Annotated in this window: 27 protein-coding genes, 1 rRNA gene and 1 other annotated feature; of the genes, 26 read left to right on the top strand and 2 right to left on the bottom strand. The window is 34.1% G+C overall.

What is annotated here, in order from left to right:
• Positions 1 to 82, top strand: a 5S ribosomal RNA gene (gene rrf, locus LQ679_RS14960); the annotation flags it as partial.
• 87 nt (positions 83 to 169) lie between these two features.
• Positions 170 to 2,053: an FUSC family protein gene (locus LQ679_RS13785; RefSeq protein ID WP_239740184.1), complete on the top strand. Its 1,884-nt coding sequence runs from the start codon at positions 170 to 172 to the stop codon at positions 2,051 to 2,053.
• Between the two features lie 27 nt (positions 2,054 to 2,080).
• Here LQ679_RS13785 and pdxR read toward each other — a convergent pair whose 3' ends face one another.
• Positions 2,081 to 3,469, bottom strand: a complete 1,389-nt coding sequence (gene pdxR, locus LQ679_RS13780; RefSeq protein WP_204188306.1) for a MocR-like pyridoxine biosynthesis transcription factor PdxR — start codon at positions 3,467 to 3,469, stop codon at positions 2,081 to 2,083.
• Positions 3,470 to 3,580: 111 nt separating this feature from the next.
• Between pdxR and pdxS the strand changes: the two genes are divergently transcribed.
• Positions 3,581 to 4,468 (top strand): pyridoxal 5'-phosphate synthase lyase subunit PdxS, encoded by an 888-nt coding sequence (gene pdxS, locus LQ679_RS13775; RefSeq protein WP_025904838.1) that lies wholly within the window; start codon positions 3,581 to 3,583, stop codon positions 4,466 to 4,468.
• A gap of 1 nt (position 4,469) precedes the next feature.
• Positions 4,470 to 5,045, top strand: a complete 576-nt coding sequence (pdxT, locus tag LQ679_RS13770; RefSeq protein ID WP_037589905.1) for a pyridoxal 5'-phosphate synthase glutaminase subunit PdxT — start codon at positions 4,470 to 4,472, stop codon at positions 5,043 to 5,045.
• Positions 5,046 to 5,100: 55 nt separating this feature from the next.
• On the opposite strand, the gene LQ679_RS13765 is transcribed toward pdxT, so the two are convergent.
• A complete protein-coding gene (locus tag LQ679_RS13765) occupies positions 5,101 to 6,321 on the bottom strand; it encodes a NupC/NupG family nucleoside CNT transporter (RefSeq protein WP_037589906.1) in 1,221 nt (406 codons plus the stop codon).
• A gap of 175 nt (positions 6,322 to 6,496) precedes the next feature.
• Here LQ679_RS13765 and LQ679_RS13760 point away from each other — a divergent pair, with 175 nt between their 5' ends.
• The 22 genes from LQ679_RS13760 (at position 6,497) to rplL (ending at position 24,319) form a co-directional block, all read left to right on the top strand.
• Entirely contained in the window at positions 6,497 to 6,958 is a 462-nt protein-coding gene (locus tag LQ679_RS13760) for a CtsR family transcriptional regulator (RefSeq protein WP_025904841.1), read from the top strand.
• A 14-nt stretch (positions 6,959 to 6,972) separates the two neighbouring features.
• Positions 6,973 to 7,509, top strand: coding sequence for a UvrB/UvrC motif-containing protein (locus tag LQ679_RS13755; protein ID WP_025904842.1), 537 nt, complete (start codon positions 6,973 to 6,975; stop codon positions 7,507 to 7,509).
• A complete protein-coding gene (locus LQ679_RS13750) occupies positions 7,510 to 8,517 on the top strand; it encodes a protein arginine kinase (RefSeq protein WP_025904843.1) in 1,008 nt (335 codons plus the stop codon).
• Positions 8,518 to 8,533: 16 nt separating this feature from the next.
• On the top strand, positions 8,534 to 10,987 hold the full coding sequence (locus tag LQ679_RS13745; protein WP_037589909.1) for an ATP-dependent Clp protease ATP-binding subunit: 2,454 nt from the start codon (positions 8,534 to 8,536) through the stop codon (positions 10,985 to 10,987).
• Between the two features lie 155 nt (positions 10,988 to 11,142).
• The gene (radA, locus tag LQ679_RS13740) at positions 11,143 to 12,513 is read left to right on the top strand and encodes a DNA repair protein RadA (RefSeq protein WP_025904845.1); all 1,371 of its coding nucleotides are present in this window, start codon (positions 11,143 to 11,145) and stop codon (positions 12,511 to 12,513) included.
• Positions 12,514 to 12,535: 22 nt separating this feature from the next.
• A complete protein-coding gene (locus tag LQ679_RS13735; protein WP_037589912.1) occupies positions 12,536 to 13,594 on the top strand; it encodes a PIN/TRAM domain-containing protein in 1,059 nt (352 codons plus the stop codon).
• A 1-nt stretch (position 13,595) separates the two neighbouring features.
• The gene (gene ispD, locus LQ679_RS13730) at positions 13,596 to 14,282 is read left to right on the top strand and encodes a 2-C-methyl-D-erythritol 4-phosphate cytidylyltransferase (RefSeq protein WP_239763355.1); all 687 of its coding nucleotides are present in this window, start codon (positions 13,596 to 13,598) and stop codon (positions 14,280 to 14,282) included.
• Entirely contained in the window at positions 14,275 to 14,754 is a 480-nt protein-coding gene (ispF, locus tag LQ679_RS13725) for a 2-C-methyl-D-erythritol 2,4-cyclodiphosphate synthase (protein ID WP_103360793.1), read from the top strand. The genes ispD and ispF overlap by 8 nt, the downstream gene beginning before the upstream one ends.
• 15 nt (positions 14,755 to 14,769) lie before the next feature.
• Positions 14,770 to 16,224 carry a glutamate--tRNA ligase gene (gene gltX, locus LQ679_RS13720; protein WP_239763353.1) on the top strand — a complete coding sequence of 485 codons (1,455 nt, stop codon included), beginning with the start codon at positions 14,770 to 14,772 and terminating at the stop codon, positions 16,222 to 16,224.
• A gap of 254 nt (positions 16,225 to 16,478) precedes the next feature.
• Entirely contained in the window at positions 16,479 to 17,120 is a 642-nt protein-coding gene (gene cysE, locus LQ679_RS13715) for a serine O-acetyltransferase (protein ID WP_025904850.1), read from the top strand.
• On the top strand, positions 17,104 to 18,507 hold the full coding sequence (gene cysS / locus LQ679_RS13710) for a cysteine--tRNA ligase (RefSeq protein ID WP_037589914.1): 1,404 nt from the start codon (positions 17,104 to 17,106) through the stop codon (positions 18,505 to 18,507). Before cysE ends, cysS begins: the two co-directional genes overlap by 17 nt.
• Positions 18,508 to 18,520: 13 nt before the next feature.
• Positions 18,521 to 18,910: a Mini-ribonuclease 3 gene (locus tag LQ679_RS13705; RefSeq protein ID WP_037589958.1), complete on the top strand. Its 390-nt coding sequence runs from the start codon at positions 18,521 to 18,523 to the stop codon at positions 18,908 to 18,910.
• Entirely contained in the window at positions 18,903 to 19,649 is a 747-nt protein-coding gene (gene rlmB, locus LQ679_RS13700; protein WP_239763350.1) for a 23S rRNA (guanosine(2251)-2'-O)-methyltransferase RlmB, read from the top strand. The genes LQ679_RS13705 and rlmB overlap by 8 nt, the downstream gene beginning before the upstream one ends.
• Positions 19,649 to 20,167 carry an NYN domain-containing protein gene (locus LQ679_RS13695; RefSeq protein ID WP_037589915.1) on the top strand — a complete coding sequence of 173 codons (519 nt, stop codon included), beginning with the start codon at positions 19,649 to 19,651 and terminating at the stop codon, positions 20,165 to 20,167. Before rlmB ends, LQ679_RS13695 begins: the two co-directional genes overlap by 1 nt.
• Before the next feature lie 78 nt (positions 20,168 to 20,245).
• Positions 20,246 to 20,860 (top strand): LuxR C-terminal-related transcriptional regulator, encoded by a 615-nt coding sequence (locus LQ679_RS13690; RefSeq protein WP_239763343.1) that lies wholly within the window; start codon positions 20,246 to 20,248, stop codon positions 20,858 to 20,860.
• A gap of 50 nt (positions 20,861 to 20,910) precedes the next feature.
• Positions 20,911 to 21,051 (top strand): 50S ribosomal protein L33, encoded by a 141-nt coding sequence (gene rpmG / locus LQ679_RS13685; RefSeq protein ID WP_075577615.1) that lies wholly within the window; start codon positions 20,911 to 20,913, stop codon positions 21,049 to 21,051.
• A gap of 14 nt (positions 21,052 to 21,065) precedes the next feature.
• The gene (gene secE / locus LQ679_RS13680; RefSeq protein ID WP_025904856.1) at positions 21,066 to 21,245 is read left to right on the top strand and encodes a preprotein translocase subunit SecE; all 180 of its coding nucleotides are present in this window, start codon (positions 21,066 to 21,068) and stop codon (positions 21,243 to 21,245) included.
• Positions 21,246 to 21,259: 14 nt separating this feature from the next.
• The gene (gene nusG / locus LQ679_RS13675) at positions 21,260 to 21,808 is read left to right on the top strand and encodes a transcription termination/antitermination protein NusG (protein WP_025904857.1); all 549 of its coding nucleotides are present in this window, start codon (positions 21,260 to 21,262) and stop codon (positions 21,806 to 21,808) included.
• 147 nt (positions 21,809 to 21,955) lie between these two features.
• Positions 21,956 to 22,378, top strand: coding sequence for a 50S ribosomal protein L11 (gene rplK, locus LQ679_RS13670; RefSeq protein ID WP_025904858.1), 423 nt, complete (start codon positions 21,956 to 21,958; stop codon positions 22,376 to 22,378).
• Between the two features lie 114 nt (positions 22,379 to 22,492).
• Positions 22,493 to 23,185, top strand: a complete 693-nt coding sequence (rplA, locus tag LQ679_RS13665; RefSeq protein WP_037589918.1) for a 50S ribosomal protein L1 — start codon at positions 22,493 to 22,495, stop codon at positions 23,183 to 23,185.
• A gap of 41 nt (positions 23,186 to 23,226) precedes the next feature.
• Positions 23,227 to 23,367: a sequence feature (ribosomal protein L10 leader region), on the top strand.
• Positions 23,368 to 23,409: 42 nt separating this feature from the next.
• Positions 23,410 to 23,916 (top strand): 50S ribosomal protein L10, encoded by a 507-nt coding sequence (gene rplJ / locus LQ679_RS13660; protein ID WP_025904860.1) that lies wholly within the window; start codon positions 23,410 to 23,412, stop codon positions 23,914 to 23,916.
• Between the two features lie 40 nt (positions 23,917 to 23,956).
• Positions 23,957 to 24,319 carry a 50S ribosomal protein L7/L12 gene (rplL, locus tag LQ679_RS13655; protein WP_153653597.1) on the top strand — a complete coding sequence of 121 codons (363 nt, stop codon included), beginning with the start codon at positions 23,957 to 23,959 and terminating at the stop codon, positions 24,317 to 24,319.
• Positions 24,320 to 24,335 lie beyond the last annotated feature (16 nt).

Here is a 24,335-nt window from a genome sequence, read left to right as displayed (position 1 = left end):
CCCATGCCGAACACAGAAGTTAAGCTCTTTAGCGCCGATGGTAGTTGGGCTTACGTTCCGCGAGAGTAGGACGTTGCCGGGCAAATATTTATAAATGGATGCGATGAGCCGCACTCGAGACCTGTTAGGTCTCTTTTTTTTGCTTGAAAATTGTGAGAGGAGATATAACATGAAAAAGTATTTTGATGTGATGTTTAAAGTGAATAAGAACAATCTTGCAACTAAAAAAGCATTTATGCAAGCTATTATTGTTTTTATCATTTTAGCTGGAAGTGTATTACTTGGAAGATTCGATCTAGGACTAACTGCGTTATTAGGATCATTTAGTAATATATACATTATTAATGGGTCATATCCTTCACGAATTAGAAAAGTTATAGCAGTTTCTATAGTATTAAGTGTTTGTATCATGTTAGGAACGATTACAATAACGATTCCATTTTTATATGCATTAGTATTAGGACTTATAGGGATGATAGGTCATTTCGTTTTAAAAGCTTTTCAAATACCTGGTCCTTCTTCTTTATTCTTTGTACTTACATATAGTGTAGCTTCTATTATGCCAATTATGCCTGAAGATTTCCTAAACAGAGGATTACTTGTTTTATGTGGTGGTATTGTCAGTACAATTGTTGTAATTGTTGATGCAATGTTTAATCATAAAAAACCGGAAGCTGAAAGTGTATCAAATATTTATAAAAATTTAGCATATTTAACTGAAAATTTTAGTGGGAAAAAATTTGATGATGCACGTAGTAATACTTTAAATGCGATACATCATGCAACAAATACTTTGACGACAGCTAATGCTTTTTGGAATAAAACGCATGGTTATAATAGAATGTTGCAGTTAAAAGGGCGCGGTGAAGCTATATGGTCTGCTTGTTTAGAATTATCTTCTCAAGGTTATAAAGAGTTACCAATAGAAATAAGTGAAGCACTTACTTATATTCAGCTTAGAATTGCAGGAAATGAATCTGCTCAATATGTACCGATTAAATATGATGGAGAGAGCTCTTACATAAAGTCATTAGCTGAATTAATTAATGATACAGTCATTATTCTTAACGATAAGAATTTACAATTTGATAAACAAATTATTTATAGAAAACCGATGTACTCAAGAATTATTAAAGAAAATTTATCAAGAGATTCATTAGTTTTAATGTCTTCGATGCAATATGGAATTATATTATTTACTTCAGTTATTATTGCATTTGGTATGGGGTTTGAAAGAGCATATTGGATACCAATATCTTGTTGTTCTGTATTATTAGGTTCATCATCACTCTCTACAATCCAAAGAGCATTGCAAAGAACAGTAGGTACAATTACAGGTATGTTAGTCGCAATTTTAATTTTATCATTTGAGCCTAATACATGGACGATTGTCATACTAATGGCCATCTTGATGGGGACAGCTGAGTTATTAGTCGCATTTAATTATACAATTGCAGTCACATTCATCACGCCGAATGTTCTTTTAATGTCAGCAGCAATCACTCAACATTTCGATACATATTTAGTGATGCCAAGAATTGTTGATGTTGTAATTGGTTCAGTAATAGGTTTAATTGGTGTACTGATAGTAGGAAGAAATCAAGCATCTAAAAAATTACCTAAGACGATTAATAATACGTTAAAACTACAAGCAAGTTTGTTTCATGCAATATTTTCTTCTAATAAGTATCATCATAATATTGCAAAATCAAAAGTCATCACAGATTTGCACACTGAGATCATGAATACGAAGGCAATGTATCAAGCTGCGTTGAATGAAATGGATAACAAAGTTAAAAAGATTGAATATGTTTATCCGATTATATTTACAGTTGAACAATTAGCATTTACGTTAGAAAGAGCTTATGCACAAGGTAAGATTACGACGCTATCAGACCATGACTTAGGACTTTATTTAGCGACTTATGAGAATATTTGTAAGAAAGTGGTCTTTAATGCAGACTATGAAAAAATTGATTTACCAGAATTAAAAGAATATACAAGTATTAGAAATGAACTAATGAAATTACAAAGTTTAAGTCATAGCAAATAAAAAAAGACTTCGCGATGAAGTCTTTTTTTATTTGGTTAAACATTCTATTAAACTATTGATATGTGTTTTGGCATCTTCAATATTAATACCACCGAATCCGAGAACAAAGTGAGGTTTCTCATCAGTTTGTTTAAAGCGATAATGAGAGAGGGGTTTAATATCGATATTGCATGCTTCAATTTTTCTTATACATTCCTCTAAAGATAAACCATTATGAACATTTAATATAAAATGCATTCCCGTTAATTCCCCTGAAATCGAAAAGGTTTCAGGGTATTTTTTGAGTTGTTCGAGTATGATATCTCTTTTAGTTCGATATATTTTTCTCATGCGATTTAAATGTCTTTCGAAATGTCCTTCATTCATAAACCTTGCTAACATATATTGTGTATGTCTTGGTACGGTGCCACCTTCTATGTTTGTCTTTTTGTGATATAAAGCAATTAAATTTTTCGGAAGTACAGCATAGGCCACACGTAACGAGGGCGAAATAGATTTAGAGAACGTACTAACATATATGACGCTATCTGAATGATCTAAACTTTGTAGAGCTGGTATCGGCCTTCCACTATATCTAAACTCTGAATCATAGTCATCTTCAATAATAAAACGATTGTCTTGTTCTGAAGCCCATTTGATGAGTTGTGTTCGTCGTTTTAAGTCCATAATGACACCAGTTGGAAATTGATGACTTGGCGTTATATACACAACATCACTATCCGTCTTGATAATTTGCTCTATATCAATCCCATTTTGCGTAACGGGGATAAAGTCAAATGGGATATGTTTTCTTTTTAATAAATCTCTCACTTGTTTGTATAATGGATCTTCTATCATATATTTAGACTCTGAAATGATATCCGTAATAATGGATAGTAACTGCTCTGTTGACGACCCAACGACAATTTGATCTGGAGAACAATTTACGCCACGACTATGAAAGACATAATAACTGATTTCTTTTCTTAAATTAAAATCACCTTGTTTATGGCCACTATCTAATAAATCTATTTGCTGTTCATCAAATGCTTCTTTAGCGTATTTTCTAAAAAGGTCATTCGGGAAATGCGTTTTGTCTATTGCACCTAGTTTAAAGCTATATTGATACTTTTGTTCTTCTATATAGTGAGCTTCAGGAATCTTGGATTTATAGGTTACCGGTAGATTAACGATATCATTAATATAAAAGCCAGAACGATTTTTACTATAGATATAACCTTCATCGCAAAGTAGTTGATAAGCGTGTTCTATCGTTGTTTGACTTACTGATAAATAATGACTTAATTGCCTTTTTGAAGGTAATTTTTCGTTATACCTCATAACGTCGTTAATAATGTTTTTTTTAATATTTTCATATAGTTGTATGTATATAGGCGTATTAATCTTCCTATTGATGTCGAACATGAGCATTTCCATTTTATTCACCTCGAAAACTGACCACTAATTATTTGATAAATCTGACTCTTTTACCAGTTCAGAATTTAGTATAACCTACTAGTAAGCGATTTAAAAGGAGGAAGTTTTTCGATGTCAAAAATTACTGGTTCAGATAAAGTTAAAAGAGGTATGGCAGAAATGCAAAAAGGTGGCGTAATCATGGATGTGGTTAATGCCGAACAAGCTAAATTAGCTGAAGAAGCAGGTGCTGTTGCTGTAATGGCATTAGAACGCGTACCATCTGATATTAGAGCAGCAGGTGGGGTAGCAAGAATGGCTGACCCACGTATTGTAGAAGAAGTTATGAATGCTGTATCTATTCCTGTTATGGCTAAAGGTAGAATTGGTCATATTACAGAAGCACGCGTATTGGAATCAATGGGCGTTGATTATATTGATGAGTCAGAAGTGTTAACACCAGCTGATGAAGAATATCATTTGAAAAAAGATGAATTTACAGTGCCATTTGTTTGTGGTTGCCGTAATTTAGGTGAAGCTGCACGTAGAATTGGTGAAGGTGCTGCAATGTTACGTACGAAAGGTGAACCAGGAACTGGTAATATAGTTGAAGCAGTTCGTCATATGAGACAAGTGAACGCAGAAGTGCGTAAATTAGTTGTGATGAGTGACGACGAAATTATGACTGAAGCTAAAAATATTGGTGCACCATATGAAGTATTAAAAGAAATTAAAGATTTAGGTCGTTTACCAGTTGTAAACTTTGCAGCAGGTGGGGTTGCAACGCCAGCTGATGCTGCGTTAATGATGGAATTAGGTGCTGATGGTGTATTCGTTGGATCTGGTATTTTCAAATCTGAAGCTCCAGAAAAATTTGCTAAAGCAATTGTTCAAGCAACTACACATTATCAAGATTATAAATTAATTGCTGAATTGTCTAAAGAATTAGGACCAGCTATGAAAGGTTTAGACATCAATCAATTATCATTAGAAGAACGTATGCAAGAGCGTGGATGGTAATATGAAGATAGGTGTCTTAGGTTTACAAGGTGCTGTAAGAGAACATATAAAGCATATTGAAAAAGCTGGCCATGAAGGTATTACAATTAAGCATGTAGAGCAATTAGATGAAATTGATGGTTTAGTCTTACCTGGTGGAGAATCAACGACTATGCGTCGTTTAATGGATTTATACGGCTTTACAGAAGCACTAAGAAATAGTTCATTACCTATGTATGGAACTTGTGCTGGGTTAATACTTTTAGCGAAAGAAGTAGTTGGCCAAGAAAGTCATTTAAATAAATTGGACGTTGTAGTTGAGAGAAATTCATTTGGTAGACAAGTAGATAGCTTTGAACAAGATTTAGATGTTAAAGGTATTGAAGAAGCGGTTAATGCCGTATTTATACGTGCACCTCACATACAATCAGCTCATGAAGGTGTTGAGGTATTATCTAAGGTCGAAGATAGAATTGTAGCTGTAAGACAAAATCAATACTTAGGTATTTCATTCCATCCGGAACTTACTGAAGACTACAAAATAATGGCGTATTTCATTGAAGAAATCGTAAAACAATACCAAACAGAGCAAGTATAACAAACAAAAAAGCAGTCTACAGAACGATTATTGTTCTGTAGACTGCTTCTTTTTATTATAAGAAAAATCCTGCGATTGTAGCTGATAAGAATGATACTAATGTTGCACCGTATAATAATTTAATACCGAAGCGCGCGACATTATCCCCTTGTTTGTCATTTAATGATTTAACAGCACCCGCGATGATACCAATAGAACCGAAGTTTGCGAATGAAACTAAGAATACTGAAATGATACCATTTGCTCTTTCTGAAATATCTGCATCAGGTAGAATACCCATCGCAACAAATTCATTTGAAAGAACTTTAGTAGCCATAATACTACCTGATTGTACTGCATCTGCCCAAGGAACCCCTGTTAAGAAGGCAAATGGTGCAAATACAAATCCGATTAATGTTTGGAAGTCCCATGATACTGAACCGCCAGAAACGAAACTTAAAATGTTAGATGTAACACCATTTAATAGTCCGATTAATGCAACATAACCGATTAACATTGCTGCTACGATAACGGCAACTTTGAAACCATCTAAAATATATTCACCTAACATTTCGAAGAATGATTGTTTTTCTTCTGATTCTTGAATCATGATGTCGTCTTCTTTTGGATCTACTGTATATGGATTAATAATGGATGCCATAATAAATCCACCAAATAAGTTTAATACGATAGCTGTTACAACGTATCTCGGTTCAACCATCGTAAAATATGCACCAACGATTGATGCAGATATTGTAGACATAGCTGAAGCTGTTAATGTATACATACGATGTTTAGGAATTAATGGAAGTTGTTTTTTGATAGAAATAAACACTTCTGATTGACCTAAAATTGCAGATGCGACCGCATTATATGATTCTAATTTACCCATACCATTAACTTTAGAAATAATTAAACCTAAATATTTAATGATAAGAGGTAAGATTTTAAGATATTGTAAAATACCGATAAGTGCTGATACAAACACAATTGGCATTAATACGTTAAGGAAATAAACTGAAACAGGCTTATCTGTCTTAGGATCGATATTTGCAATACCCGCAAATACGAAGTTTATCCCTTCCATAGCTTTTGCTATGATGTAGCCAAAACCACTTGAAATACCACCTATGATAGTTAATCCACCTGTTGTTTTTAATAATAAGAAAGCAAATATAAACTGGATTACGATCATTAATCCTATATACTGCCATCTAACACGCATTTTATCAGAGCTTACTAACCATGCTAGAAATAGGAATAATAAGATACCGATAATCCCGATAATATAATGAATAATTGACACACCTTTCCCTTCGTTTATACTCAATCATAACCTACCTTATATGATAACTTATTTCTTTTGAAAGCGGTATAAAATTTTAAAAATTTTTAAAGAAACAAATTAATTGAAATAATAAACAACAGAACATATAATATAGTCAAAGAAGGTCAAAAGAGGTGATGAATTAATGCACAACATGTCGGATATCATTGAGCAATACTTAAAGCAATTGCTAGAGGAGGCTCAAGGAGATGTCGTTGAAATTAAACGTGCACATATTGCTGAAAAGTTTGATTGTGTACCTTCCCAATTAAACTATGTTATAAAAACAAGATTTACAAATGAGCACGGATACGCTATAGAAAGTAAAAGAGGCGGCGGTGGTTACATTCGTATTTCAAAAGTTGAAACGAATAGTCAATCAGCATTCATTAGACATCTAATTGAATTGACAGGTGATCAAATCTCACAAGCAAATGCATTTAGAATTGTGGATGGTTTGTATGAAAATGACTTAATTACAGATAGAGAGAAAAAAATGATTGTTCAAACGCTTCATAGAGATACATTGCAAATAGAAATACCATATAGAGATATTATTCGAGCAAATATATTGAAACGTATACTTGCCGTCATACATTATAGTTAAAAAGGAGTGACAGTATGCTTTGTGAAATTTGTGGTAAAGAAGAAGCAACAATTCAATTAACATCAACAGGTAAGAAACATAAAACAGAACAATGGATATGTAAAAACTGTGCTTCAGAACATTTTTATTTTCAAGATGATCATATGAGTGATCAAAATTTGGACCAAGAATTTGTTGTGAACCAATTTCTACAATATTTAGTAGGTAAACATGGTATTAACTTTAAACAAGTTCAACCACAAGAAGAAAAGCACTGTCCTACTTGTGGCATGACTTTAACAGATATTGCTAAAGTTGGTAAGTTTGGTTGTCATGACTGCTATGAAACTTTTAAAGATGATGTACCGCAAATTATTAGAAGAGTTCAAGCGGGCAGTGGGGAGCATACAGGTAAAATACCTGTATCTTCAAGAAGTAAAATACAACTCAAACAACAAATTGCAGAGAAAGAAAAAATACTCCAAGGCTTAATTGAAGAGCAAGCCTTTGAAGATGCAGCAGTTGTAAGAGATGAAATAAAAGCATTGAAAGCAGAAGGTGAGGTCGAGTAAATGGAAGAGCATATGAATGAACATATTAGCGATTGGATGAAAGAAACAGAAGACACGCCAATTGTCATGAGTTCTAGAATAAGACTTGCACGTAACCTTCAAGACGAAGTTCATCCGCTCAAATATGAAGAAGATGACGAAACAGGCAACAAAGTAATAGAAAAAGTGAGTAAAGCATTATCAGAATTGAAATTGACTAAGTTATCAGATTTAAGTGAACTAGATCAGAATAAACTCGTGTTCAAACATCTTATTAGCCCAGCACTGACAAAACAGAAATTTGGTGCAGTATTATTAAATGAAGATGAATCAACAAGTGTTATGATCAACGAAGAAGATCACGTTAGAATACAAGTTATGGGCCATAATCTCGTGCTAAACGAGTTGTATGAAACAGCATCTAAATTAGATGATGAGCTTGATAAACATCTAACGATTTCTTATGATGAACAACATGGATTTTTAACGACTTGTCCAACGAACATTGGAACAGGGTTAAGAGCGAGTGTTATGTTGCACTTACCTGGCTTAAGCATCATGAAACGTATGAAACGAATTGGACAAGCTATCAATAGATTCGGATATACGATTCGAGGTATTTATGGTGAAGGTACAGGTGCACTTGGTCATGTGTATCAAATATCTAATCAATTAACACTTGGTAAGACTGAAGAAGAAATCATTGAAGATTTAACACAAATTGTTGAACAAATCATTAGTGAAGAAGAACAAATTAGACAAAGACTTGATCGCTTTAATCATATGGAAACAAAAGACAGAGTTCATCGTGCGAAAGGTATATTGAAATCTGCACAATTAATATCTGTTGAAGAAGCTTCATTAAGATTAAGTGAAATGAAACTGGGTATAGATTTAGGACATATCGAGAGTAATAACTTTAATTTTGATAATTTAATGGTTACAATACAAACACCATTCTTTGAAGGTAATGACTCGGAACAATCTGTAGATGAACAAAGAGCAACCTTTTTAAGAGAACATATATAAAATAGGAGGTTAGTTTATGCTATTTGGTAGATTAACAGAACGTGCGCAACGTGTATTAGCGCATGCACAAGAAGAAGCAATGAGATTGAATCATTCAAATATAGGTACGGAACATTTATTATTAGGTTTAATGAAAGAACCTGAAGGCATAGCAGCTAAAGTACTAGATGCTTTCGGTATTACTGAAGAAAAAGTAACAAAAGAAGTTGAAAACTTAATTGGCCAAGGTCAAGAACAAGTTGGTGCGATTCATTACACACCAAGAGCTAAGAAAGTAATTGAACTTTCAATGGATGAAGCGAGAAAGTTAAACCATACATTTGTTGGAACAGAACATCTATTACTTGGATTAATTCGTGAGAACGAAGGTGTAGCAGCACGTGTGTTTGCTAATTTAGATTTAAATATCACTAAAGCAAGAGCACAAGTCGTTAAATCATTAGGCAGTCCAGAGCAAGGTTCAAAAAATGCACAAACGACTAAAAATCAAGCAACACCAACTTTAGATGGATTAGCAAGAGACTTAACAGTCATTGCGCAAGATGGTACGTTAGATCCAGTAGTTGGTCGTTCAGATGAAATTACACGTGTCATTGAAGTGTTAAGTAGAAGAACTAAAAACAATCCGGTATTAATCGGTGAACCAGGTGTCGGTAAAACGGCTATCGTTGAAGGCTTGGCACAAGCAATCGTACAAAACGAAGTGCCAGAAACATTAAAAGGTAAACGCGTTATGTCATTAGACATGGGTACTGTTGTAGCAGGTACTAAATATCGTGGTGAATTTGAAGAAAGACTTAAAAAAGTAATGGAAGAAATTCATCAAGCAGGTAATATCGTGTTATTCATCGATGAGTTACACACACTGATTGGTGCAGGTGGAGCAGAAGGTGCTATCGATGCATCAAACATCTTGAAACCAGCATTAGCTCGTGGTGAACTACAATGTATCGGTGCAACTACATTAGATGAATACCGTAAATATATTGAAAAAGATGCTGCATTAGAACGTCGTTTCCAACCAGTAACAGTTGATGAACCAAATACTGAAGATTCAATTGCAATTTTAAAAGGTTTGAGAGATCGTTACGAAGCGCATCACCGTATTAATATTTCAGATGAAGCGATTGAAGCGGCCGTTAATATGAGTGACCGTTACATTTCAGATAGATTCCTACCTGATAAAGCAATCGACTTAATCGATGAAGCAAGTTCTAAAGTAAGACTTAGAAACTATACAACACCTCCAAGTCTTAAAGAACTTGAATCAGAATTAGAAACAGTTAAGAAAGAAAAAGATGCTGCCGTACATTCTCAAGAGTTTGAAAATGCAGCTAATTTAAGAGATAAACAAACAAAACTTGAAAAACAATTAGAAGATACTAAAAACGAATGGAAAAAAGCACAAGGTGAGAAAAACACTTGTGTAACTGCTGAAGATATCGCAGTCGTTGTCGCAAATTGGACAGGTATTCCAATTACGAAATTAAACGAAACTGAGTCAGAACGATTACTAAACTTAGAAACTATCTTACATGAACGTGTAATCGGTCAAAACGATGCAGTTAAATCTATTTCTAAAGCAGTAAGACGTGCCCGTGCTGGTCTTAAAGATCCTAAGAGACCAATTGGTAGCTTTATATTCTTAGGACCAACAGGTGTTGGTAAAACTGAACTTGCACGTACATTAGCTGATGCAATGTTCGGTGAAGAAGATGCTATGATCAGAGTCGACATGAGTGAGTTTATGGAGAAACACTCTGTCAGCCGTTTAGTAGGTTCTCCTCCAGGTTATGTAGGTCATGATGATGGTGGACAATTAACTGAAAATGTAAGACGTAAACCATATTCAGTTATCCTATTTGACGAAATTGAAAAAGCACATCCAGATGTATTTAATATCTTGTTACAAGTGTTAGATGATGGACACTTAACAGATTCTAAAGGTCGTAAAGTAGACTTTAGAAACACTGTTATTATCATGACATCAAACGTTGGTGCACAAGAATTACAAAATGCTAAATTTGTTGGATTCGGTGCTAAAGAAAGTGGACCGGATTACGAAACTATCAGAAAAACAATGATGGATGAATTAAAACAACAATTTAGACCAGAATTCTTAAACCGTGTAGATGATATTATCGTCTTCCACAAACTTGAAAAAACACATCTTAAAGAAATTGTGAATAAAATGGCTGGTAACTTAACGAAACGATTATCAGAACAAGGCATTCACATTACGCTTTCAGATTCAGCACAAGAAAAAATTGCTGATGAAGGATTCGATCCAGAATATGGTGCAAGACCATTAACACGTGCTATTCAAAAACACGTCGAAGATAATTTAAGTGAATTAATCTTATCTGGACAAGATTTAGTAGGTAAAGATGTCATTGTAGATTACAGAGATGATGAATTTAAATTTGATTTATCAGATCATAAAGAAGCAGAAGAAACTTCAAAAGCTTAAAAATCAACAATGTTAATTTAATATTATAATGAGTCCGCAAGCTATTTATCATAATAGTTTGCGGGCTTTTATATTGATTTTAAAGTATATTAATTTGTTTTTAATGTCAGTCAAGTTTAAAATATAACTATTCAATTAATACGGAGGTAACATGAATGGCCAAAAAGAAAGTAATATTTGAGTGTTTAGCCTGCGGATATCAATCTCCAAAATGGATGGGGAAATGCCCTAATTGTGGTGCATGGAACCAAATGGAAGAATCAATAGAACATAAAGAAACTAAAGGTCCTAAAAATACATTCAAGTCAGATGTACCCGCACAAAAAATAGAAAAATTAAAAGACGTCAAAGAAGAAGATACACCTAGAATTAAGACTAAAATCAATGAATTTAACCGCGTATTAGGTGGCGGTGTTGTAGAAGGTTCGCTTGTACTCATTGGTGGCGACCCTGGTATTGGTAAATCCACATTGTTATTACAAATTTGTGCGGCTTTATCTCAACAAAAAAATGTCTTATATGTTTCAGGTGAAGAATCTGTAAGACAAACAAAATTAAGAGCTGAAAGATTAGTTGAAGATTCAGGAGAATTAAATGTTTATGCTGAAACGAATTTAGAGATTATACATAGTATGGTTCAAAAAGAAAAACCAGATGTATTAGTAATAGATTCCATTCAAACTGTCTTCCACCCAGAAGTCACTTCTGCGCCAGGTTCTGTTTCTCAAGTTAGAGAATGTACACAAAATTTAATGCATATCGCAAAACAAATGAACATTGCTACATTTATTGTTGGACACGTAACGAAAGATGGACAAATTGCTGGTCCACGTTTGTTAGAACATATGGTTGATACAGTCTTGTATTTTGAAGGTGATACACATCATGCATACAGAATATTAAGAGCAGTCAAAAACCGTTTTGGTTCGACAAATGAAATGGGTATTTTTGAAATGAAGCAAACGGGTCTTAACGAAGTTAAAAATCCGTCTGAAATGTTCTTAGAAGAAAGAACGAAACATGTATCGGGTTCGACTATTGTTGCAACTATGGAAGGTACGAGACCTATTTTAGTTGAGGTACAAGCTTTAGTGACGCCAACGACTTTTCATAATCCACGAAGAATGGCAACAGGTATTGATCACAATAGATTAAGCTTATTGATGGCTGTATTAGAGAAGAAAGAGAATTTCTTATTACAACAACAAGACGCATATATCAAAATTGCCGGTGGTGTAAAATTAAGTGAACCCGCTGTAGATTTAAGTATTGTTATCGCGATAGCTTCAAGTTTCCAAGATAAACCTACTAAAGGTGATGATTGTTTCGTAGGTGAGGTCGGTTTAACAGGTGAAGTAAGAAGGGTTGCTAGAATTGATCAACGTGTACAAGAAGCGGCTAAACTAGGATTTAAACGTATTATCATACCTAAAAATAATATTAAAGGTTTAGAATTCCCTGAAGGTACAGAAGTTATTGGCGTATCAACAACAAGAGAAGCATTGAAAATTGCTTTTAATGCATAATTAACCATTAGGAGGTTAACGTATGAAAATTTTAAAAGGACTAATCATACTGTGTTATTTAGTCATAGGTTCCTCACTAGGCATTATGGTGATTCCAGAACTGATTAATGCGTTTAGTATCCAACCCGAACAAGTACTGACAAATCCATATATCGATGGTCTTATAGGTGCGGTTGTTATTTTCCTATTGTTTGGTTTTTTGATTGATAAGATTGTAGACATGGCTGATCAAGGAGAAAAATATTTATTAAAAAGGAGTATTCTTGAAATATTCTTCGCCACAGTTGGTGTCATGATAGGCTTAATGATCGCGGTTATGGTTTCGTTTATATTAGAAATGATCGGTGCACCAGTTCTGAAACATATTTTACCTATTATTATTGCTGCTTTTTTATGTTATCTAGGCTTTCAGATTGGTTTGCAAAAACGAGAAGAAATTTTACGATTATTTCCAGAAAGTATATCAAATTCTTTAACAAGACAAACAACTTCAAAATACGCCAAAATTTTAGATACAAGTGCTATTATTGACGGGAGAATATTAGATGTCGTGAAGTGTCATTTTATAGATGGAGAAATCCTCGTACCTCAAGGCGTTATTGAAGAGTTACAAGTCATTGCGGATGCTAAAGACAGTGTTAAACGCGATAAAGGACAACGTGGGTTAGATATATTAAATGAATTGAAGAAAACGGATTTCTCGATTTCAATTATTGAACCAACGTCTACACATAAAGATGTAGATGCCCTCTTAATCAATTTAGCTAAGCGATATCAAGCAAGTATCATTACAACAGATTATAATTTGAATAAAGTATGTGCAGTTCAAGGTATAAAAGTTCTAAATGTAAATGATTTATCAGAAGCGATTAAACCAGTACTACACCAAGGGGATATTTTCGATTTATTAATTACGAAAATAGGTAAAGAAGATGATCAAGGAGTTGGTTATCTTGATGATGGTACAATGGTCGTCATTGAAAAAGGACGAGAATATATAGGAAAGACAATTCCTGTTGAAGTGATGAGCTTACTACAAACTTCCTCTGGTAGAATTATATTTGCGAAGAAGGTGTCATAAATTGGGGTTTACGACAATTATTCCTGCAGCTGGACAAGGTAAAAGGATGGGAACTGAAATCAACAAATTATTTCTAGAAATTAACGGTGAAACAATTATTCGTCAAACTGTTGCCGTGTTTCAAGAAATAGATTCATGTGAACAGATTTTTATTGCTGCACATCCAGACGAAGTTGAATTAATGGAAGACCATTTAAAGGACTTTAGTAAAGTTGCTGGTGTTATTCCAGGTGGTCAAGAAAGACAACATAGCATTAATGAAGTCTTGAAAGTATTGATTGATACTGAAGTTGTGATGGTTCATGATGGTGCAAGACCATTTATTACACAAGAAAAAATCAATCAATTATATCAAGATGCCTTAACAAAAGATGCAGTGATTTTAGCAGTTCAAGCTAAGGATACAATCAAGCAAGTGATCGATGGTGTTGTTGAACAAACTTACGATCGCTCAACAATGTGGCAAGTTCAAACACCTCAAGCGTTCAAAAGAAACATAATTTTAGAAGCTTATGAACAAGCAGAAACACAAAATTACTTAGGTACGGATGATGCTTCGTTAGTAGAGAGAGCAGGGTATCAAGTACATATATCAAATGGTGATTACGACAACATCAAAATTACAACACACGAAGATTTAATCATTGCACATTCTATACTAGAGAAGCGAGGTATTTGCGATGTTTAGAATAGGTTACGGTTATGATGTGCATGAATTTGATCCAACAAGACCATTGATCATTGGTGGTCTTGAGATTGAACATACACATGGTTTGAAAGGTCACAGTGATGCAGATGTGTTGCTCCATGCAATTACGGATGCTATTCTAGGTGCTGCAAGTCTAGGAGATATAGGAAAGCTATTCCCAGATACAGATCCAGCTTTTAAAGATGCAGATTCAAAGTTATTGCTTAAAGAATCTTATGAACAAGTTTTGAAAAAAGGATATAAACTTGGGAATGTAGATGCTACAATTGTAGCGGAACAACCTAAATTCAGGCCTTATATAGATCAAATGCGAAGTGCAATTGCTTCAGTATTAGACGTGTCTATTGAAGATATAAATGTAAAAGCAACAACGAATGAAAAATTAGGATTTCTAGGAAGAGAAGAAGGCATACAAGCACAAGCTGTGGTATTATTAACAAGTAAAGAATAAAACAGGAGTGAGACGATGAGTAACAAAGTAAGAGTAAGATACGCGCCAAGTCCGACTGGTTACTTACACATCGGTAACGCAAGAACCGCATTATTTAACTATTTATTTGCGAAACATTATAATGGGGACTTTGTTATACGTATTGAAGATACAGATATAGCCAGAAATTTAGAAGACGGAGAAGCATCACAATTTTCTAACCTTGAATGGTTAGGTTTAGATTGGGATGAGTCTGTTAATAAAGACGGAGGATACGGTCCATATCGTCAATCTGAACGTGGCGACATTTATAAGCCATTAATTGAAAAATTATTAGCTGAAGATAAAGCATATAAATGTTATATGACTTCAGAAGAATTAGAAGCAGAACGCGAAGAGCAAATTGCAAGAGGTGAAATGCCTCGTTATGGTGGTAAACACGCACACTTAACAAAAGAAGAACAAGAAGCATTTGAAGCAGAAGGTAGACAACCAAGTATTCGCTTTAGAGTGCCACAAAATAAAGAATATAAATTCGATGATATCGTTAAAGGTGAAGTATCATTTGATTCAAATGGTATCGGTGACTGGGTAATCGTTAAAAAAGATGGTATCCCAACTTATAACTTTGCAGTTGCGATTGATGATTACTACATGGAAATTTCACACGTTATTCGTGGTGATGATCATATTTCAAACACACCTAAGCAACTTATGATTTATGAAGCGTTTGGATTCGAGCCTCCACAATTTGCGCATATGACATTAATCGTCAATGAAGAGCGTAAAAAATTAAGTAAACGTGATGGTCAAATTCTACAGTTCATCGAACAATATAAAGATTTAGGTTATTTACCTGAAGCAATCTTTAACTTTATTGGTTTATTAGGATGGTCTCCTGAAGGCGAAGAAGAAATCTTCTCTAAAGAAGAATTTATTAAAATCTTCGATGAAAAACGTCTTTCTAAATCACCAGCATTCTTTGATAAGAAAAAATTAGAATGGATTAATAACCAATACATGAAAGAAAAAGATTCTGAAACAGTCTTTGAAATGACAATTCCTCATATGGTTAAAGCAGGTTTATTACCTGAAAGTCCATCTGAAGCTGAATTATCTTGGGCAAGAGACTTAGTAGGTTTATATCAACAACAAATGAGTTATGCAGGAGAAATTGTTCCTTTATCTGAGTTATTCTTCAGAGAACATCTTGATTTCAGTGACGAAGCACAAGAAGTCTTAGATGGTGAACAAGTTCCAACTGTTATGGCTGAACTTGGGAAACAACTTGAAACTTTAGAGCCGTTTGAACCAGCAGAAATTAAAAAATCAATTAAAGCTGTTCAAAAAGAAACAGGCATCAAAGGTAAACAATTATTTATGCCTATACGTGTTGCTGTTTCAGGTCAAACTCATGGCCCTGAATTACCGAATACAATTGCGTTATTAGGTCGAGATAAAGTACTTAACAGATTAAAACGTTTTGTTTGATTTTTTTAGAACGAGAAATTATTATATAAATGACTTAAAGGACAAGTAGATTAGTTAATGTGAAATTAGAGAGTACATGGTTGCTGAAAATGTGCCACATTACTTAAGCGAATGCACCTTTATTACAAATATGATGATGTTAATATTTAAAAGAGTGAGCATTTTTTAATGCTAAAAAGAGTGGAACCGTGCAAAAAGGCACCTCTAGCAATTATTGTTAGGGGCGCCTTTTTGTTATCTGAGGGGGGATTTAAATGTTTAAACGAGTCAAAGATGATATTCAAATGGTTTTCGATCAAGACCCTGCAGCAAGATCTTCATTTGAAGTCGTTATGACTTACTCAGGACTACATGCTATATGGAGTTATTTGATCGCTAATTGGTTCTTTAAGAAAAAAATGTACTTTATAGCAAGGTCTATATCTCAAATTGCTCGATTTTTCACAGGAGTTGAAATTCATCCAGGTGCTACAATCGGCAAGAGGTTATTCATCGACCATGGCATGGGTATTGTAATAGGTGAAACATGTCGTATCGGCAATAATGTAACAATCTACCAAGGTGTAACACTTGGTGGGACAGGTAAAGAACGTGGAAAAAGACATCCAGATATAGGTGATAATGTACTGATAGCTGCTGGTGCAAAAGTATTAGGTAATATTGAAGTCGGCAACAATGTGAATATTGGCGCGAACTCAGTCGTTCTCAAAGATGTACCAGATTATTCTACAGTAGTTGGTATTCCAGGTAGAATTGTGAAACAAGATGGATTGAAAATTGGTAAGAACTTTAATCATACAAATTTACCAGACCCAATATATGAACAATTAAAAGAATTAGAACGTCAACTTGAAAAGACGAAGAATGGAGAGATTGTTGATGATTACGTTATATAATACGTTAACAAGACAAAAAGAAGAATTTATTCCTATCGAAGAAGGAAAAGTAAAAATGTATGTATGTGGACCGACAGTTTACAACTACATTCATATTGGTAATGCAAGAGCAACAGTAGCATTTGATGTCGTAAGAAGATATTTAGAATACCGTGGCTACGATGTACAATATGTATCTAATTTTACAGATGTTGATGACAAATTAATCAAAGCTGCTAATGAATTAGGTGAAACGGTTCCGGAAATTGCGGATCGTTTTATTGAAGCATTCTACGAAGATACAGGTGCTTTAAATTGTAAACGTGGAACAGCGAACCCAAGAGTAATGGATCACATGGACGATATTATTGCGTTTATAGCTGTATTAGTCGAAAAAGGCTATGCATATGAAAGTGGTGGTGACGTATATTATCGTACAAGACGTTTTGATGATTATGGTAAGTTGAGCCATCAATCATTAGATGACTTAAAAGTTGGCGCTAGAATAGAATCTGGTGAACAAAAAGAAGATGCGCTAGACTTCACTTTATGGAAAAAAGCTAAACCAGGCGAAATTAAATGGGATAGCCCATGGGGTGAAGGTAGACCGGGTTGGCACATCGAATGTTCTGTAATGGCACAAGTACATTTAGGCGATACGATTGATATCCATGCTGGAGGAACAGACTTACAATTCCCTCACCACGAAAATGAAATTGCCCAATCAGAAGCACACAATGATAAGACATTCGCGAATTATTGGATGCACAACGGCTTTGTAAATATTAACAATGAAAAAATGAGTAAATCATTAGGTAACTTTATTTTAGTTCATGACATTATAAAAGAAATTGACCCTGATGTATTAAGATTCTTTATGGTAGGTGCGCATTATAGAAATCCAATTAACTATGATTTAGAACTTGTACAAGCAGCTAGTAGAGGTTTAGAAAGAATAAGAAACAGTTATCAATCATTAGTTGATAGAGCACAACATGCTGTATTAGAAGAAGATGAAACAGAACAACATATCGAACGTATTAATGAAATATTAAAAGACTTTGAAACATCTATGGATGATGATTTCAATACAGCTAATGCAATGACTGCATGGTATGACTTGAATAAATTAGCTAATAAATATTTACTTGAAAATACAACTTCTACAAAAACAATTAATCGTTTCAAAGAAGTGTATGAAATCTTTAGTGAAGTTCTTGGTGTACCATTAGTAGGTAAAAAACAAAATGAATTGCTTGATGAAGAAATTGAAGCATTAATTGAAGAACGTAATGAAGCAAGAAAAGCTAAGAACTTCCAAAGAGCGGACGAAATTAGAGACGCACTAAAAGAACAAAATATTATTCTTGAAGACACAGCTCAAGGTGTGAGGTTTAGACGTGGATAAATTAACAATTAAAATGTTAAATCCGTTATCCTTAGCTTACATGGGTGATTCGATATTAGATACGTATGTCAGAAAGCATATTATCCTTAAAATAAAAGGGAAACCTAATCGATTACATCAATTGTCTAAACAATATGTTTCTGCAAAGGGACAAGCTTATGCACTTAATATTTTGATGGAAAATGAATTTTTTACAGAAGAAGAATTAGAAATTATACAACGAGGTCGTAACGCAAAAAGTTATACGAAAGCGAAGAATACGGATATACAAACGTATAGAAAAAGTTCAGCAATCGAAGCGGTCATCGGTTATTTATTCTTAATAGATGAAACAGAACGCTTGGAAGAACTCGTTAATAAAATGATTGAAATAACAGAAGAAAGGGTGGGAGCCAATGGATGAATCGATTATAGTTGGTAGGCATGCAGTCAAAGAAGCGATAACTTCAGGACATACGATTAATAAAATATTGATTCAAGAAGGTATCAATAAGAAACAAATTGGTGAAATTTTAAAAATTGCAAAATCTGAAAAAATAGTCGTCCAAACTGTACCTAAATCAAAAATTGATTATTTAACTGATGTTCCACATCAAGGTATCGCTGCTCAAATTGCACCATATCCATATAAAGAATTAGAAGATTTCATTTCAGAAACTAAAGATATTGACCATGTACCTTGCTTATTGATGTTAGATGGTTTAGAAGATCCGCATAATTTAGGTTCTATTATGAGAACAGCTGATGCAATAGGTATTGATGGCATTATTATTCCGAAGAGAAGATCTGTGCAGTTAAATGCAACAGTAGCAAAAGCTTCAACAGGTGCCATTCAACATGTTCCAGTTATTCGCGTGACGAATTTACCGCAAACAATTGAAAGACTTCAAGAAGTAGGATATTGGGTCGCAGGTACAGATGCAAAGAATGCGACTGATTATAGACAAATGGATGCTGGAATGCCACTTGTTATCGTTATAGGCAGTGAAGGCGAAGGTATGAGTCGATTAGTGAAAAATAAGTGTGATTTTTATATTAAATTACCAATGGTTGGACACGTTAATAGCTTAAATGCTTCTGTTGCAGCAAGTCTGCTTATGTATGAAGTTTATAGAAAAAGGCATCCAATAGGACAATCATAATGAAAGATATCTATTTAATTATTGATGGCTATAACTTAATAGGACAATCAAGCGAATTGTCTTCCATTGCTCAAGTTTCTTTAGAAGAAGCGAGAGATAAATTGTTAATCACACTTATCAATTATAATACCCAGCATGATGGTGAAATGATTGTTGTTTTTGATGCATATGGTGTAGAAGGTACTGAATCAGTAGAATTTAAGCACGGTGTGAAAGTTGTTTATACGAAAGGAAAAGAAACAGCAGATAGTTATATCGAAAGACTAACGTATGAATTATATAGAAAACATATTACGCATATTACAGTAGTCACAAGTGATATGAGTGAACAACATGCTATTTTTGGTTCAGGTGCGTATAGAATCTCATCAAGAGAAATGTGGTCAACAATTGCAAATCAAGAATCTGTAGTTACAAAGCATCTATCAGAAATTAAAACTAAGACGCCTAGGAATAGATTGAACTTGCCAGATGAAGTATTACAGCAATTTGAAAAATGGAGAAGAAATAATCGATAAAAATGATTTTTTGAAGTTTGATTTATAAGGAAGTCGCTCTGTAAAATATGCTCAAAACAACAACAAGGGATGAGCATGATGAATGACATGAATACTGATAATCAGTTGTTAAAATGGATTGCTGATATTCAAAACGGTGACAAAGAAGCGTTTAATCAATTATTAAATGTTTTCGAAAGTGACATTCAGAAGCGGGTAGGCACATTGAGACTACCTTATAATGATAAAGAGGACATCGCACAAATTATAAGATATAAATTGTATAAGCAAGCACTCACATTTGATTGTGACAAGCAGGAGTCCTTTATACATTGTGTGAATGTCATTATTAAAAATGCTAAAATTGATTATATAAGAAAAGTTAAAAGTACAAAGTATCAAATATTAAAAGATTCATTAAGTATTGACGAAACAAAAAGTGATTCGATTAATTTAATAGAGTGTCTTAGAGATGGTCATGGTCAGGATTTTGAAAATGAAATGTTAACGGAGTGTTCACTATCCTATTTGATGGATTCAAATAAACTATCACCTATAGAAACGGACATTCTAAAATTAACGGCACAAGGAAAAACAAAAAAAGAAATATCAAATGAACTAGATTTACCAGTGAAACATATATACAACGCACAATACAGATTAAAAAAGAAACTGAACAAGGCTGAAATTACTTCAGCTTTGTTTGACAATTAGGTGATTTGTTTTGTATATTAATCTAGGATTAGAATGAATTAGGTGATAATATGAGAAAAGTCCCTTTAAATTGCGAGAAATGCGGAGCTAGAAATTATACAGTCCCTAAAAAAGATACAGATCAACGATTAGAGCTAAAAAAGTTTTGTAAAACTTGTAATACGCATACATTGCATAAAGAATCCATCTAAAAGGAGGAAAATCAATGGCTAAAAAAGAAAACTTCTTTCAAGGCGTAAAATCAGAAATGCAGAAAACAAGTTGGCCAACTGGCAAAGAACTTGTTAAATATACAACAATAGTAGTGTGTACAGTAATCTTTTTCTTAATCTTTTTCTATGCATTAGATTTAGGAATTACAGAATTAATTAATTTGATTAGATAGTAAGGAGTGGCAAAATGTCAGAAGAGATAGGCGCTAAACGATGGTATGCAGTGCACACTTATTCAGGTTATGAAAATAAAGTCAAAACAAACCTAGAAAAGCGTGTTGATACAATGAACATGCAAGAACAAATTTTTAGAGTTGTGATTCCTGAAGAGGAAGAAACATCTATTAAAGATGGTAAAGCGAAGACACAAATCAAGAAGACTTTCCCTGGATATGTATTAGTTGAGTTAATTATGACTGATGAATCATGGTATGTCGTAAGAAATACACCTGGTGTTACAGGCTTCGTTGGTTCTGCAGGTGCAGGATCTAAACCAAATCCATTATTACCTGAGGAAGCGAAATTCATCCTTAAACAAATGGGTATGGTAGAAAAAACTGTCGACGTAGAAGTTGAATTAGGTGAACAAGTTCGCGTAACAAGTGGACCATTTAGTAACCAAGTTGGTGAAATCAAAGAAATCGATGTTGAGAAGTACAAATTAACAGTACTTGTTGATATGTTCGGCAGAGAAACACCAGTCGAAGTTGAATTCGATCAAATTGAAAAGTTGTAAAAAAACACTTGAAATTTCATAATTTCAATGTTATTATTTAAAGGTCGCGCTCGGACTATGCGCAACCATTTCGTCACGAAATGAAGAGTGGGAGGGTAAAATATCATTACCCCATGACCACATCACGATATCAAGGAGGTGCACATCGTGGCTAAAAAAGTAGTTAAAGTTGTTAAATTGCAAATTCCTGCAGGTAAAGCAAACCCAGCACCACCAGTTGGTCCTGCATTAGGTCAAGCCGGTGTGAATATTATGGGATTCTGTAAAGAATTCAACGCTCGTACACAAGAGCAAGCAGGTTTAATCATTCCAGTTGAAATTACAGTATTTGAAGATCGTTCATTTACTTTCATCACTAAGACACCACCTGCAGCAGTATTACTTAAAAAAGCAGCTAAAGTAGAAAAAGGTTCTGGTGAACCTAACAAAACTAAAGTTGCTACAGTAACTCAAGACCAAGTACGTGAAATTGCTAACACTAAAATGCCTGACTTAAACGCGGCATCTGAAGAAGCAGCTATGCGTATCGTTGAAGGTACTGCACGCAGCATGGGTATTGTCGTAGAATAATTGAGTTTTAAAGTTTAAGCAGGCGGCTATTTCGCTGTCTGCTATTGCATTGTCTTTATGATAATGCACGTGGGAGGTAACATTCCGCTAAAACCACTAAAGGAGGAAAACAAAATGGCTAAAAAAGGTAAAAAGTATCAAGAAGCAGTTGCTAAAATCGATCGTACTGCAACATACGCTGTTGAAGAAGCGATTAAATTAGCAAAAGAAACAAGTACTGTTAACTTTGATGCATCTGTAGAAGTTGCATTTCGTTTAGGCATTGATACACGTAAGAATGACCAACAAATCCGTGGTGCTGTAGTATTACCACACGGTACTGGTAAAACACAACGTGTATTAGTATTCGCTAAAGGCGATAAAATCAAAGAAGCAGAAGAAGCTGGAGCAGATTATGTAGGTGAAGAATACATTAACAAAATCAACCAAGGTTGGTTCGACTTTGATGTAATCGTTGCAACACCTGACATGATGGGTGAAGTTGGTAAACTTGGTCGTGTATTAGGACCTAAAGGTTTAATGCCAAACCCTAAAACTGGTACAGTAACAATGGATATCAAAAAAGCAGTAGAAGAAATTAAAGCAGGTAAAGTAGAATACCGTGCTGAAAAATCTGGTATTGTTCATGCATCTATTGGTAAAGTATCATTTGACGAGCAACAATTAGTTGATAACTTCAAAACAATTCAAGATACATTAACTAAAGCTAAACCAGCATCATCTAAAGGTACTTATTTCAAATCTGTTGCTGTTACAACAACAATGGGTCCTGGTATCAAAGTTGATACTTCAAGCTTTAAATTATAATATAAAAATATTGACTTCAACTCCAAAACGCGTTATAGTTTTGGATGTGTAATATTTAACCTAAGACAGTAGGAGTTCAATTTTGAACTTAAAAAGCGATCCTACCGAGGCTTAAATTGACTTGAACGTATAAAATTCAAGCACTTTTTGCCGTGGGTAAAAAGTGCTTTTTTGTTGAGAAACCTCATCATAAAAGCACGGACAATTAATATGGAGGTGTAGAGATGTCTAATTCAAAAATCGTTGAAGCTAAACAACAAAAAGTTGATTTAATTACTGAACAACTTAAAAATTCTGTTTCAACAATTATTGTTGACTACCGTGGTTTAACAGTTGCGCAAGTTACTGAATTACGTAAACAATTACGTGAAGCAGGTATCGAATATAAAGTTTACAAAAACACTTTAGTTCGTCGTGCTGCTGAAGCTGCTGGTATCGAAGGTTTAGAAGAAACATTAACTGGTCCTAACGCAATTGCTTTTTCAAACGAAGAAGTTGTTGAACCAGCTAAAATTCTTGCTGACTTCGCTAAAGAAAACGAAGCGTTAGAAATCAAAGCAGGTGTTATCGAAGGACAAGTTGTATCTGCAGAAGAAGTTAACACTATCGGTTCATTACCATCAAAAGACGGTCTTGTATCAATGTTACTATCTGTATTACAAGCTCCAGTTCGTAACTTTGCTTATGCAGTTAAAGCTGTTGGAGAACAAAAAGAAGAAAGTGCTGAATAATTCAGCAACAAATAAAACTATTTAATGGAGGATATATATCATGTCTAATGAAAAAATTATTGAAGCAATTAAAGAAATGTCAGTATTAGAATTAAATGACTTAGTAAAAGCTATCGAAGAAGAATTTGGTGTAACAGCAGCAGCTCCTGTAGCAGCAGCTGGCGCAGCTGGTGGAGATGCAGCAGCTGAAAAAACTGAATTCGACGTTGAATTAACTTCAGCTGGAGATTCAAAAATTAAAGTTGTTAAAGCGGTTAAAGAAGCAACTGGCTTAGGCTTAAAAGAAGCTAAAGAAATCGTAGACAACGCTCCTAAAGTTGTTAAAGAAGGTTTATCTAAAGAAGACGCTGAAGCTTTAAAAGAAAAATTAGAAGAAGTTGGCGCATCTGTAGAATTAAAATAATCTCTGTATTAAATCA

It is taken from the genome of Mammaliicoccus sp. I-M35 (assembly GCF_022386455.1).
GTDB lineage: Bacteria > Bacillota > Bacilli > Staphylococcales > Staphylococcaceae > Mammaliicoccus > Mammaliicoccus sciuri_A.
Note: the sequence above shows the minus strand (reverse complement) of the source record. Positions and strands in the feature narration are given on the sequence as shown.